We start from the raw sequence: 12,639 nt of genomic DNA on the forward strand, positions 1-12,639 counted from the left end.
GCTCACTCACGCAGGAGCATTCTTGCTATGACCAGCGCTGCAAGCAGTGCTGCTGAACCAACCACCAGCGCTCCACCCTCTCTCGTGCTCCGCTTCTCCTGTGGAGTGGGCGTTGGCTTTGGGGCGAGCTGACCAGTTGTTTTTGCTTTTACAAAGAACACCTTTACAAGGTTAGTTCCCGGAATTTCAACCTTGTAACTGCCCTCCTCCTCTGGCACATACTCGAAGCTAATGCTTTTCTCTTCTCCAGTCTTAAGCATTACCTCCTCTTCGTACGCCGGTTCACCATTTACAAGGACTTTAACGACTTCCTTACCTGATTTACCCACATTCTTGACCTTGAACGAAATCATGATGGGTTCACCAGCAGTTGAAATAAACTTGTCCACGCTCAGCTCGGAGTACTGCAGTTTTGGAGGCAGAGTTATCTCAGTCGAGATCGTCACCTCAATGCCCCTGTCTATTCTGAGGTCATAGTAAGAGAAGTACAGCTCTTCAGGAGTTTTGACTTTCTTCCATCCACCTATATATAGTAGCTCTCTTTCGAGTTCCTCTCTGTAATCCTTCCAGTAAAGCGGATTGTCAACTATCAGGAATCCACCAGCATCGAAGAAGTAGCCAAGCTGCCCGACTTTCGGCACGCTACCTCCTACGTAAATCGCAATATCGACATCCTTCAGCTCGCTGTATCCTCTGACACCCACATACTCAATGGGTGCTCCGCTATCCTTTTTAACTATCTCAAGCAACTCGGGAAGTACCTTCTCCGCTCTGCTATCGCTCCCCTCCAGCAGGGCCACTTTCGCCACTCCTGACTTGCCGTAGTGCTTGTAAAGATATGCAAGGATATTCGTGAGCATCTTCTTTGCATCTTCTCTGTTTACGTCGTATCCAGATGTCTTGAGCTTGGATATAGCACTATCAACATCAACATCGCTTATTTCAGATATACCCACACTCCCGAGGATGTAGTTGTTTGGAGAATACACCACAGAGCCATCTTTCACATCACCAATAAGGATTGGCCTGTCATATAGAAGAGGTCTTACGAATACAGGCAGAGTTCTGGAAAGGACACCATTATCGGTTTTAACCTGAATCAGGTGAGTTCCGAGGGGCAAGGGAGGTATTTCGAGACTTACTACTTTCACCTCATAGCCTGAAAGCTCGACGGTTTTGGAATCAACAACCCTACCATCAACAAGAGCTTTTAGAGTTATTGTGCCCTCTTCATCTATTTTGTTTATCACGGTAACTTTAAGGGTGTTCGATGCGCCTTCAGGAAGTGCACTCGCTTCAAGCCTCGCATCGAAGACCACGAACTGATTCGGGATTGTGTAGGGCTTGACGTAGAAAGTAAGCCGCTTCTTGACGTAGGGAGCTTCATCCCTCGATATCGTGCCGATACTCAAATCGTACTGGCCAGAGTAGAGGATTTTATCGTACAGCTCGTTGTAGCTCTTGTACGTCGCACTGAGGTTGAGCACATCAAAAACGTAAGCATCAATTTGATACTTCCCGTTTATCCAGTCGTCTTTAACCCCTATTTCGATAACATCGTATATTTCGTCCTGATAACCGGTAACTCTCTTCTGAACGACCTTTCCATCCACGACGTAGCCTTCAGGGTCTTTTACAACAACAACAAAGTCCACAGCAGCAGCTCTGCCCCTGTTAACGTTCTCCACGCCAACGTAGAGTTTTATTGTGTCCCCCTGTTTGTAAACATTGTCCCATCTCGGAATATATTTGTCATAATCGTAAACGTATGTAACAAAGGCGACCTTAAAATCTGATTGTGAAAGGGCAAGTGACGGAGAAGAGCAAAGTATTAGGATTATCGCGAGAATTATCAGCCTTACAGGTACTTTGAGGCGTAACCGCGGCGCCATGTTAGCATTAACTATGGAAAGAGATATATACTTTATCATTTAAAACCACCAGCAGGTTTTTTGGTGTGATGTATGCCAGTGCTTGCCATCTGTTCGGGTAAGGGCGGTGTTGGAAAGACTACTGTTTCAGCAAATTTAGCTGTTGTTCTAACACTCTTTGGTCGCGTTATCGTAATTGACAGCGACATCGCTCTTCCCAACCTCCACACATTCTTTGGTCTCGACGACCCCTTCATTTCGCTGCTTGACGTTCTGAAAGACATGGGCTACCTGAAAGATGCAATTTACGAGATAAGAGTTAAGCTGAAGGACAGCGAAGATATGGATGTCCTAAAGGAGCTCCATGTCCTGCCAGCTTCGACGTCTGTTAAGGCACTGGAAGAGATAGATATGGAAAGATTTAAGGATGTGATTGAAAGTCTCAGGAAAGATTACGACTTCGTGATAGTTGACGTGGCTGCAGGCCTCAGCAAGTATGCAATAATACCGATGCTAAGTGCTGACGCTTCCTACCTCGTTGTTAATCCCGAGAAAGCATCGATCATCGACTCACAGAAGGTAAGGAAAATTGCAGACGTTTCGGGTGTTAGAGTGGGAGGAATAATCATCAACCGCTACAAAGGAGAAAAGAGAATGGTTGAGTACGCAGAGAACGCAATAGGAGCTGAGGTTGTGGGAATAATAAGAGAATCCAAGCTCGTGAGAGAATGCTGGGAAGATGGCATCCCCGTCACCATGCGAAAGCCCTACTCAAAGGTGGCAAAGGACTTTTACGACCTCGCAAGAAGGCTTGTTGGAGAGGATGTGGATATCAGACCGTATGGCCGACTGAAGTACCTCTTTGGGTGAAATGATATGGATGAGAAGAAGATCATAGACGTTCTGATGGACGATGATACGTTCATTATCAAAAAGAATAGAGTTGAGACGAGCGGAAGTGCAGAAGAGTCACGACAGGGTTCGGTGGAGAGCGAGAGGCGCGTGGAAAAGAGAGAAGAGAAGGAGGAAAAGGTAGAAAAAGTAGAAAAAGGAAAAGAAGAAAGAGTGGATAAAAAGGACGTTAAAGCCGAGTACAAAGGTGAGCCGGAAATTAAAGGAAAGGATGTTTTTCTCTCAGAAATAGAGAGAAGTGTTTTGAGAAGTGTTGTTTTCGAGGCTAAAGAACCGAGGATGATTGCCCGCCTTACTGGTTATCCGGAAGTTGTAGTAAGAAAAGCTCTCGAAAGGCTAATCGAGAAGGGATATCTAACTGAAGAACTCGAGCCAACGGAGAAGGTGTCGGAAGTTAGATGGCTCAGGCCTGTGAAGGTAAGCGTGAAGTATGGAAGAAGCACGAAACTCGTGGCCATGGACGTGGCCATCGTTGTTGCAGCCCTGATTTTCCTGTTATCTCTGCTTTATTACCTTGGTATTATATAGACTATTGAAGCTAAAGTCCTGACAGGTACTCTTCGACATCCCTCTCCGAAGGGAGGCCGTCTCTTGCCCCTAACTTCTCAACACACTTCGCTGCCACATAGTTTCCTGCAACACCACAAACGTCGAGGTCATATCCCCTGAGGTACGCGTAGAGAAAGCCTGCGTTGAATGCATCCCCTGCTCCGGTTGTGTCTGCAACACTGACCTTCAGGGCTGGTATGTGAAACTCTTTCCTCCCATCCGTGACGTAGCAGCCCTTTTCACCGAGCTTGACTGCAACGATTTTAACCCCATGGGCCATTACCTTTTCAGCCCCCCGTCTGTAGTCTGCTCCGGTTATCTTCTCTATCTCGGCCACACTCGGAAGGAAGATTGTAGTTTTACTGATCAGTTCCCATACGTCCGCTCTTTCAGCGTAAAGTGTGCCTGGATCGAGGCTGACGGTATCGAAAAACGTTGCCAGCTTTTTCTGCGCTTCGAAGGGTTTGTCGCTGCTTTTGCAAACAAAAGAAGTCATGTGGATGGCTTCAGCGCTCAGCGCTTCTACGTTGATTTCCTCAAAATCAACCTCATCGTTGACGCCCGGATCGACGAGTATCGCTCTATGACCTGATGGATCAACAAAGACCATTGCACACCCGCTTCTACCTTCCGAAACTTTTACACTCGATACATCGACACCCTCGTTTCTGAGGTCGCAGAGCAAAAACTCACCCTCGCTATCGCTTCCCACCTTTCCAACAAAGACCGTCTTCACACCAAGCCTCGAAAGGCCAACTATAGTATTAGCAGCAGAACCCCCCGGAGCTATTTTCACGTCGATTACAAATCCCTCCTCATCTCTTGCAGGAATTCTGTCCACAAGAAATAGCTTGTCAACGTTCAAAGCGCCGAAGCCTGCAACCTCAGCCAAGCTTCCCAGCCTCCCCACGGATTCTTCTCCTCATCCGCTTTGATTTCTCAGCAATTTCTTCCATGTTTTCGGGAGTTATCCAGTGGAACTCCGTTCCCTTCAGTCTGTTGGCTATCTCCTCAACAACTCCAAAATCACCCTCGATGAGCCTGTTAATGCCAGCAATGCCTTCCTTTGCGTAGGCAACGACCGCTGCAGCGTTGCCAAATGCTGTTTCGGAGATTACTGCAAGGGTTGAATGCCTGACGGCAAACTCGTTTCCGTTGAAGGATACTGCCAGACCTTTGCCTTTAGCGTATTCGAGCATCTCGAAGTCGGATATGCTGTCGCCTATTGCAACGGGATTTTCAGGATTATAGCTTTCAACGACCTCTCTTTTTCTTCTTCCACCAATTACTGTAACTTCGTCAAGAATTCTGCCAGCTTGCATTTTGCTGAGCTTTTTCCAGAAGAATTCATCCAGCCATTCAACGCTTTTCCTGCTTTCCTCATTGAGCACCCCTTTCTCGATATCGAGTTTAATCTCATCAAGCGATTCGATTTCGCTGGCAGCTTTGAGCAGAAGCTTTCTTTCCTCTTTAGGCAGAGGGTATTTTTCAGGCACGAAGTTCGTTCCGTGTACAGTCTGCGCTCCGATATGGGCAGCACTTACTTCGAGAAATTGAATATAGGCAGTTGAAATCACAACCGGCTCGAATCCACGCTTTATCAGGTGACCCATCGCTTCATCAGCTTCCGGAACGTAAACAGGCTTTGAAAGCTCCTTCAGCTTCGCGGACGTAACTCCTGCAGCCACGAGGAATGGTGCAAGGAGGCGGAGTGTGTCGCCAGCATTGTAACCCGGCATCTTCGCCACGTAGGCGAGGTAGTCGTCGTACTGGCTCAGCCTCTCAAAGAAGGTAGGAGAAAAGAAGTGCGATGCTACTTCGTACGCAAAGTCGTTGGTAACCCAGGGTCCCTCCCAGTCCGTGAAAAAAGTAAAAACTGACATGATTACTCCTTCTTCTTGATAATCTCCCTGTAAATTCTTCCCTGAAGCCCGTGGAATCTCGAAAAGCCCTCGGCGTACTTCTGGTCTATTGCGGTGGTGTCGAAGGACACGAGTTCTTCTCTGTACAGTGCGAATTCTGAATACCTTGCGACTGGCGTAACGCTGCCCTTGAACAGCTTCAATCTGACCCAACCCGTAACGCGCTTCTGCGTCTCGTCGATGAATGCGTTGAGCGCATCGAAAAGCGGATCGTTAGTCAGCCCGTAGTAAACGAGTTCCGCCCACTCCTCTTCGACGAACTTCTTGAACTTGAGTTCCCTCCTGCTCAGCACGAGCTTTTCTAAGTCGCGGTGAGCTGTGATGAGGATTGTTGCTGCAGGATGTTCGTAGTTCTCCCTCGCCTTCAGGCCGAGAACTCTGTCCTCCATCATGTCAGTTCTTCCAACGCCGTGCCTTCCGCCTATTTCGTTCAGCTTTCTGATCAGCTCAAGGCCTGGAAGTCTCTCGCCGTTGATTGCAACGGGAACTCCCTGCTCAAAGTAAATTTCCACTTTTTCGGGCTCGTCAGGGGCCTTCGCGGGACTTGCTGTCCACTCGAATATGTCTTCCGGAGGCTCGAATGATGGGTCTTCGAGCTTCCCACCCTCTATACTCCTGCTCCACAGGTTTTCGTCAATACTGTAGGGTTTTTCCTTCGTTACCGGCACTTCAATGCCGTGCTGCTTCGCGTACTCAATCTCCCACTCTCTTGTCAGGTTCAGTTCCCTCATTGGAGCGATAACTCTGAAGCCGTACTGGTAGAACACGTTTTCAAAACGAAGCTGGTCGTTGCCCTTTCCCGTGCATCCGTGAGCTATCGCATCTGCGTTCTCCTTCTTTGCGACTTCGACAATCTTCTCAGCTATAAGTGGTCTTGCGAGAGACGTGCCGAGGACGTAACCTTCGTAGTCTCCATTGGCCTTTATGAGCCTGAATAGAAGCCGGACGAATTCTTCCTTCGCATCGATTGTGTAGTGCTTATCTGCGTATTTCTTACCTCTCTTTTCGGCCTCTTTTATCTCTTCAGGCGGCTGGCCTATGTCAACGGTTACAGTTACAACCTCATCGAATCCATACTTCTCCTTCAGGAGTGGAATACATACAGTTGTGTCAAGCCCCCCTGAGTACGAAAGTACAACCTTCATAGGTTGCGCTAACAGGCGACATTTAAAAACGTTTTTAAGTCTCCTGTAGGCATCTATAATACAATTCTGAAATAATTTGCTATTTATTGCTACTCAATCTTAAATAATTATTAAGATCTTATGTTTTAATTCTAAAAAATAATCATAGTGACGAAAGGCAAAGACAGGAGTGTTAAAAAATTTTACAACTAAATGATTAAAAAAATTAAAATAATTGATAGATAGATAAATTTATATTACGTCTTATTCATCCACTTGCGATGGCACAGATTGGCGTTGTTATATGTAGTTGTGGCGGACAGATATCAGAAAAAATTGACCTCAACAAGCTCGAAGAGGTTGCAAAGGGGCTCAAAGACGTCGTTAAGATCATTCGCACTGATTTTCTCTGCACCGAGGACATTGAGAAGCTGAGATCGCTTGCAGACTGTGATCGCATCCTTTTCGCTGCTTGTTCTGAGCGTTCATCTCTAACATTTAACGAAGACAGGATAGCTGCAATTCTCGAGGAGATAGGAATAAACAGGGCGATGTACGAGGTTGCAAACATAAGGGAGCAATGTGCATGGATTCACGATGGAGACGTGACTGGCAAGGCAATAGATATGCTGAAAATGACCCACGTGAAACTCCTGATGAATAAGCCAGCAGAGGAGGTTGAAGTTAGGAAGAAAGCCCTCGTTGTCGGCGGTGGCGTTGCGGGCATGCAAGCAGCCATCGACCTTGCAAGAGAGGGTGTTGAGGCAGTTCTGGTTGAAAAAAAGCCATACATCGGTGGTCACACGTGCCAGATTCCTCTACTATTCCAGTGTGAGAGCTGGCCTTCCATGTGTACGAGCGAGTGCATAATTCCTGTTTTAGCGAGGGAGGTAATGAATAGCGGCGCAAGAGTGTTCACGAATTCTGAAGTTGTGGATATATGGAAGGAGAACGGAAACTTCGTTGCGAGGATCAGAAAGGCTCCTCAGTACGTTGACCCCAGCAGATGTATATCATGCGGTAAATGCAGCGAGGTCTGCCCGGTTGATGTGGAAAATAGCTTTGACTGTGGAATGTCCAAGAGGAAAGCCATTGATAAAGAATTCAAGCTCGCAATTCCCGACATCTACAACATAGTCGAAGAATGTACAAAGTGTGGGGAGTGCGTTGAAGCCTGTCCAACGAACGCTATAAACCTTGACGCTGAAGAGGAGATAATCGAGGAAGTGTTCGGGACGGTAATTATCTCTACGGGATTCAAATCCTTCGACCTCCGGAGGCTTGAGGAGCTCAATTACACACACCCACGAGTTATTTCAAGCATGGAAATGGAACGAATAATAGCCAGAAAGATGAATATTGATGGAGAAAAGCCGGAACACGTCGTCTTCGTCCTGTGCAGCGGCTCGAGGGCTGAAGAGGGCGAAGAGGGAGTGCCTTACTGCTCCAAGACGTGCTGCGCCATAACAGTCAAGCAGGCAAACAGAGTAATGGTCTTAAGCCCAGAAACGGAGATTACAGTGATCTACAACAACGATGTGAGAGCGTATGAAAGGGCATTTGAGAAGTTTTACAGAAACGCTCAAAACGCCGTTGATTTTGTCAACGGAAGAGTTGAGGAGATAGACGAAGAGAATGGAATGCTTAAAATTATCATTGAGACACCTGACGGGGATGAAGAAGAAATCGAGGCCGATCTCGTGGTTCTTGCCGAAGCCGTTCTGCCTGAGGGTGTCGAACTGCTTGAAAAGCTGAAGGTTAGAACTGATAGGTTTGGATTCCCAATTGAATTCCAGCCAAGGATTTTGAGGCCAACTGAATCGCACGTTGATAGGGTTTACGTTGCCGGTTCAGTTTCAGGGCCGAAAATAGTGCAGGAAGCGGTTGAGCAGGGCGCAACTGCAGCGCTGAGAGCTAAGCAATCTGTTGGCATCAAAAAGCTTCCGAAGTTCGTTTCGAAGGTAGATCAGGACCTCTGTTCTGCATGCCGCATATGTGAGGCTGCATGTCCTCATGGGGCAATAGATGTTAAAGACTTTGCCTATGTCGATCCAGCGTTCTGTCAGGGCTGTGGGCTCTGCATGGCTGCATGTCCGTCGAATGCAATCCAGCTCGTAAACTTCGAGGATGAGCAGATTATAAGACAGGCAGAAGTGGGGTTCGAGCACGCTGACGGGCCTAAGATTCTCGCTCTGCTGTGTTACTGGTGCAGCTACGCTGCAGCGGATTTAATGGGAAGAAACGGGATCAAAATCCCGCCAAATGTAAGAACAATCAGAATAAGGTGCTCTTCATCGATAAACTCCAACCTCATAGCCGAACTGCTAAAGAGGGTTGATGGTATACTTATAGCCGGCTGCCCGCCGAAGAACTGCCACCACCTCTGGGGTAACTACATGATGGCAAAGCGCGTCGGGCTCATGAATCCAGTTATGGCTGCACTGGGTGCTCCCAACGCCGTAAGGTGGGAGTACATCGGAGTTACCAACTGGGCTGAGCTGGGTAAAGTGCTCAACGAGATGGACAAATACCTGAGAGAGGTGAGAACATGAAGCTCATTCTAAACTGGGCCGCTTCGTGCGGAGGATGTGACGTATCTATACTCGACATCGGCAGCGAGATTCTGAAGGCCCTTGAGGGTGTGGACATTCTCTACTGGCCCGTTGCAATGGACGCAAAGCGTGAGGACCTCGAAGCAATTGAGGATGGAAGTGTTGACGTTGGAATAATTAACGGGGCGATAAGAACATCTGAACAGGAGGAAGAGGCAAAGATCGTGAGGAAAAAGTGCAAATACGTAGTTGCATACGGAAGCTGTGCCTGCTTCGGTGGGATTCCCGGGCTCGCGAACCTCTTTCCGAAAGAAAAAGTGCTGAAGAGGGCCTACGTGGAGGCCGAATCAAACGAAGAGGGTGAAACAATTCCATCGCCTGAAATCAAACTTGATGATTTCACGCTGACCCTTCCAGAATTTTACGAGTCTGTTAAACCTCTTGATGCAGTAATTGACGTTGATCTCTTCGTCCCCGGTTGTCCTCCGTCGATAGGGACGATTAAGGAATTGCTCGATGTCTTAAAGCTGATTGCGGAAGGTAAGCAGCTTGAAAGAAGAATCCTCGCCTCTGATAAGGCTTTGTGCTACGACTGCCCCAGAAATGCTACAAAGAGCGGTAAGAGGATTGAGAGACTCTATCGTCCCCACGAAGTGGTTGCAAATGATGAAAAATGCCTGCTCGAGCAGGGCATACTCTGCCTTGGCTTCGCCACCCGTGGAGGTTGTGGGGCAAGGTGTATCAACGCAAACATGCCGTGCAGGGGTTGCTATGGGCCTGTTGGTGTTGCTGGGATGAGTGGAATAACTGCAACGGCAGCAATAGTCGGCAGGTGGGAAGATGAGATTCCACCAGCGAAGCTGATTGAAGCGCTGAACATCAAAGACGTGGCAGGAATCTTCTACAACTTCACGCTTCCAGTTGGCAGGATAAGAAATGAAAAGAGGTGATATAATGAGGAAGATCACGATTCATCCAAATACTCGCCTTGAGGGGCACGGAAAGGTGGACATAATTCTCGACGATGAAGGAAATGTTAAAGATGCATACTTTCAGGTGATTGAGTTCAGAGGCTTCGAGAAGTTCTGCGAGGGCAGGCATGTGGAAGAGCTGCCCCGCATCACCCCGAAAATATGCGGTGTTTGCCCTGGAGCTCACCACATGGCTTCAGCCAAAGCGTGTGATGCAGTATTTGGTGTTGAAATCCCACCAGCAGCGAAGAAGCTCAGGGAGCTTTTCTACTGTGCTCATGTCGCGCACTCCCACATCCTCCACTTCTACGTCCTCGCTGCCCCAGACTTCTTTATAGAAGACAAGATGAAGAGAAATGTCTTTGGGCTCGTTGAAGTTCTTGGAAAGGAACTATGCGCTGAAATACTCGACTGCAGGGTTTACGCCCAGAGAATCCAGGAGATAATTGCTGGGCATCCAATATACCCAGTTGCAGCGTTGCCTGGAGGAATGGCGAAACCTCTCAGCGAGGAGGAAAGGAAAGAGATCGAGGAGAAGGCAAAGAAGCTTGTTGACTTCGCTAAAAAAGGCCTGGAGTTCTTTGAGGATGTTGTGCTGAAGAAGGAGGGTATGGAAGAGCTGATTAAAGGGGATGTTTACGCTCACAGAACATACTACGCAGGAATGGTGGACGAGAAGGACAGGGTGAACTTCTACGATGGAGTTGTCAAGGTCGTTGATCCAGATGGAAAAGAATTCTGCAGGTTTGAGGTGAGGGACTACCTGGAGCACATAGCAGAGCACGTAGAACCCTGGAGCTACGTTAAGTTCCCGTATCTCAAGGCTGTTGGCTGGAAGGGGTTTGTTGACGGCGTGGACAGTGGAATATACAGGGTCAACTCTCTTGCAAGGCTGAATGTAGCGGAAGGGATGGCTACTCCAATGGCAGATGAGGCGTACAGGAAGATGTACGACTTCTTTGGAGAGAAGCCAGTGCACAACATCCTTGCGTACCACTGGGCGAGGCTGATTGAGATTGCTTATGCAGCAGAGCGCATGTATGAGCTGGCATGCGATGAGGAGATTACGGATAAGAACGTGAGAGAAGTGCCTAAATCGAAGCCTTCAGAGGGTGTTGGAGCCGTCGAAGCTCCACGCGGTACGCTGTATCACCACTATGTCACGAACAAGAAGGGTGTCGTTGAAAAGGTCAACCTGATAGTTGCAACGGTGCAGAACAATCCAGCAATCAACATGTCTGTAAAGAAGGCAGCTCAGAACTTCATAAAGGGTGGGGAAATCAAAGAGGGATTGCTCAACGCCGTTGAGATGGCTGTAAGGGCCTACGATCCATGCCTTGCTTGTGCCAGCCACGCTCTGCCTGGTAGACTCGATGTTGAGGTAAGGGTTATCAGGGACGGCGAGGTCGTTAGTGTTCTGAGAGCTTAATCAAATCTTTTTTACTTCATTCTGTGTTTTTTCAGGCTCAGGCTATAATTCCAAGCCTTGATAAACCTATGGAAAAGAGCCTGGACGACAAGACTGAACAAAGTGGTAAAATGAAAAAGCTCGTGGTTGGAATAGGAAACGCTGTACTCGGAGACGATAGTATTGGAATCAGAGTTGCCAAGGAACTTGAAAATGAGTTCGAAGTTAAAGTAACCACGCCTTCAGCCCTTCTCGAGGCAATTGCTGGTTACGATAGAGTGGTGATAGTAGACGCGATAAGTGGGGCAGGGGAGATAGGAGACGTATTCGAAGTAGAATTGCCTGAAAATCCCCGCTTCACTTCGTCGCACAGCCTCGGCATTATAGAGATGCTCAGCCTCGGAAAAGTCCTCTATCCAGAAAAAATGCCAAAGGAAGTAAGAATCGTCGCAATAGAGGTCGGCAGAATGCAGATAGGAGAGGGGCTGAGCGAAGAAGTCGAAAGGGCTTTGGAGAAAGCTGTTGCTTTTGTCAGGGAGATTCTTTCCTGATTCTTCCTCATTATCAGTAGATATACTGTAGCTACTCGAAATGTCGGTATCTACTTTCGATTTTATCCAATGTTAATTAAGATTAACAAATCGTAAAGTCTAAATAACCTTTTGTAAAAAGCCCTTTACAAGACGGAGTGGAGAGTATGAACCGGAAAAAGTATCTGCTGTGCATAACTATCGTGACAGTAGCCGTGGGCGCCATAATTGGATGGTCTGTTTGGGCTGGAAACAGTGTTATACCAGTAATTGCAGTGGTTGCTGGAATAGCGCTGCTGAAGTTATGCAAGAGCAGGGTCGAAGAGGTGGTGGAGGACGAAAGGGTACACAGAATAGGTGAAAAAGCATCCAGAAGAACTCTACAGGTTTTTGGATTGACGATTGCCGTAACAGTGGCCATTTTAATAGCATTGAGTGAAAGCGGACATGCAGAGTTTGCGCAATCTGACTTTACACTGATACACGTCTGTGCTTTGCTGGCATTCTATCTGACATTGCTGTATTTAGTATTCTACGGATACTACAGCAAAAAATACGGAGGTTAGCAGAATATGAAAAACAAACTCAAGGTTTACAGAGCCATTCACGATTTGACTCAGGAAGAACTTGCAAAGAAGCTTGGAGTGACGAGACAGACTATAATAGCCATAGAAAAGGGAAAGTATGACCCGTCTTTAGAGCTTGCCTTCAAAATAGCAAGATTCTTCAAGGTTAAAATCGAGGATATTTTCATTTATGAAGAAGACGAACAGGATTAGCGGGTTCTGACAACTGCCACA

At 47.4% G+C, this 12,639-nt stretch carries 12 protein-coding genes; 8 read left to right on the plus strand and 4 right to left on the minus strand.

Going from position 1 to position 12,639, the window contains the following annotated elements:
• Window positions 1–2: 2 nt before the first annotated feature.
• Entirely contained in the window at window positions 3–1,892 is a 1,890-nt protein-coding gene (locus ARCVE_RS09185; RefSeq protein ID WP_048085966.1) for a hypothetical protein, read from the minus strand.
• Window positions 1,893–1,964: 72 nt separating this feature from the next.
• Here ARCVE_RS09185 and ARCVE_RS09190 point away from each other — a divergent pair, with 72 nt between their 5' ends.
• Together ARCVE_RS09190 and ARCVE_RS09195 are read left to right on the plus strand one after the other, a co-directional pair.
• Entirely contained in the window at window positions 1,965–2,741 is a 777-nt protein-coding gene (locus ARCVE_RS09190) for a nucleotide-binding protein (protein ID WP_013684499.1), read from the plus strand.
• Between the two features lie 6 nt (window positions 2,742–2,747).
• On the plus strand, window positions 2,748–3,311 hold the full coding sequence (locus ARCVE_RS09195; protein ID WP_013684500.1) for a hypothetical protein: 564 nt from the start codon (window positions 2,748–2,750) through the stop codon (window positions 3,309–3,311).
• Window positions 3,312–3,321: 10 nt separating this feature from the next.
• Here the strand turns inward: ARCVE_RS09195 and ARCVE_RS09200 are convergent, their stop codons facing one another.
• Genes ARCVE_RS09200 through ARCVE_RS09210 form a run of 3 tightly spaced genes read right to left on the minus strand, consistent with a single transcriptional unit; the run spans window position 3,322 to window position 6,399 of the window.
• Window positions 3,322–4,242: a carbohydrate kinase family protein gene (locus ARCVE_RS09200; RefSeq protein WP_013684501.1), complete on the minus strand. Its 921-nt coding sequence runs from the start codon at window positions 4,240–4,242 to the stop codon at window positions 3,322–3,324.
• Entirely contained in the window at window positions 4,217–5,215 is a 999-nt protein-coding gene (locus ARCVE_RS09205; RefSeq protein WP_013684502.1) for a hypothetical protein, read from the minus strand. The genes ARCVE_RS09200 and ARCVE_RS09205 overlap by 26 nt, the downstream gene beginning before the upstream one ends.
• Window positions 5,216–5,217: 2 nt before the next feature.
• Window positions 5,218–6,399: an argininosuccinate synthase gene (locus ARCVE_RS09210; protein WP_013684503.1), complete on the minus strand. Its 1,182-nt coding sequence runs from the start codon at window positions 6,397–6,399 to the stop codon at window positions 5,218–5,220.
• Between the two features lie 260 nt (window positions 6,400–6,659).
• On the opposite strand from ARCVE_RS09210, the gene ARCVE_RS09215 reads away from it, so the two are divergent.
• The 6 genes from ARCVE_RS09215 (at window position 6,660) to ARCVE_RS09240 (ending at window position 12,618) form a co-directional block, all read left to right on the plus strand.
• Window positions 6,660–8,930, plus strand: coding sequence for a hydrogenase iron-sulfur subunit (locus tag ARCVE_RS09215; protein WP_013684504.1), 2,271 nt, complete (start codon window positions 6,660–6,662; stop codon window positions 8,928–8,930).
• Entirely contained in the window at window positions 8,927–9,880 is a 954-nt protein-coding gene (locus ARCVE_RS09220) for an NADH-quinone oxidoreductase subunit B family protein (protein ID WP_013684505.1), read from the plus strand. Before ARCVE_RS09215 ends, ARCVE_RS09220 begins: the two co-directional genes overlap by 4 nt.
• A gap of 4 nt (window positions 9,881–9,884) precedes the next feature.
• Window positions 9,885–11,330 carry a Ni/Fe hydrogenase subunit alpha gene (locus ARCVE_RS09225; RefSeq protein ID WP_013684506.1) on the plus strand — a complete coding sequence of 482 codons (1,446 nt, stop codon included), beginning with the start codon at window positions 9,885–9,887 and terminating at the stop codon, window positions 11,328–11,330.
• A 110-nt stretch (window positions 11,331–11,440) separates the two neighbouring features.
• Window positions 11,441–11,860, plus strand: a complete 420-nt coding sequence (locus ARCVE_RS09230) for a hydrogenase maturation protease (protein ID WP_198002001.1) — start codon at window positions 11,441–11,443, stop codon at window positions 11,858–11,860.
• Window positions 11,861–12,006: 146 nt separating this feature from the next.
• Entirely contained in the window at window positions 12,007–12,405 is a 399-nt protein-coding gene (locus tag ARCVE_RS09235) for a DUF2178 domain-containing protein (RefSeq protein WP_013684508.1), read from the plus strand.
• A 6-nt stretch (window positions 12,406–12,411) separates the two neighbouring features.
• Window positions 12,412–12,618 (plus strand): helix-turn-helix transcriptional regulator, encoded by a 207-nt coding sequence (locus ARCVE_RS09240; protein WP_013684509.1) that lies wholly within the window; start codon window positions 12,412–12,414, stop codon window positions 12,616–12,618.
• The last annotated feature ends 21 nt before the right edge of the window (window positions 12,619–12,639 follow it).

The organism is Archaeoglobus veneficus SNP6 (assembly GCF_000194625.1).
GTDB lineage: Archaea > Halobacteriota > Archaeoglobi > Archaeoglobales > Archaeoglobaceae > Archaeoglobus_C > Archaeoglobus_C veneficus.

Bases quoted from the DNA above. Each gene is read 5' to 3' on its own strand.
- ARCVE_RS09215 (WP_013684504.1), top strand. From the start codon at position 6,660: ATGGCACAGATTGGCGTTGTTATATGTAGTTGTGGCGGACAGATATCA.
- ARCVE_RS09195 (WP_013684500.1), top strand. From the start codon at position 2,748: ATGGATGAGAAGAAGATCATAGACGTTCTGATGGACGATGATACGTTC.
- ARCVE_RS09225 (WP_013684506.1), top strand. From the start codon at position 9,885: ATGAGGAAGATCACGATTCATCCAAATACTCGCCTTGAGGGGCACGGA.
- ARCVE_RS09235 (WP_013684508.1), top strand. From the start codon at position 12,007: ATGAACCGGAAAAAGTATCTGCTGTGCATAACTATCGTGACAGTAGCC.
- ARCVE_RS09240 (WP_013684509.1), top strand. From the start codon at position 12,412: ATGAAAAACAAACTCAAGGTTTACAGAGCCATTCACGATTTGACTCAG.
- ARCVE_RS09185 (WP_048085966.1), bottom strand. From the start codon at position 1,892: ATGGCGCCGCGGTTACGCCTCAAAGTACCTGTAAGGCTGATAATTCTC.
- ARCVE_RS09205 (WP_013684502.1), bottom strand. From the start codon at position 5,215: ATGTCAGTTTTTACTTTTTTCACGGACTGGGAGGGACCCTGGGTTACC.
- ARCVE_RS09230 (WP_198002001.1), top strand. From the start codon at position 11,441: ATGAAAAAGCTCGTGGTTGGAATAGGAAACGCTGTACTCGGAGACGAT.
- ARCVE_RS09190 (WP_013684499.1), top strand. From the start codon at position 1,965: ATGCCAGTGCTTGCCATCTGTTCGGGTAAGGGCGGTGTTGGAAAGACT.
- ARCVE_RS09220 (WP_013684505.1), top strand. From the start codon at position 8,927: ATGAAGCTCATTCTAAACTGGGCCGCTTCGTGCGGAGGATGTGACGTA.
- ARCVE_RS09210 (WP_013684503.1), bottom strand. From the start codon at position 6,399: ATGAAGGTTGTACTTTCGTACTCAGGGGGGCTTGACACAACTGTATGT.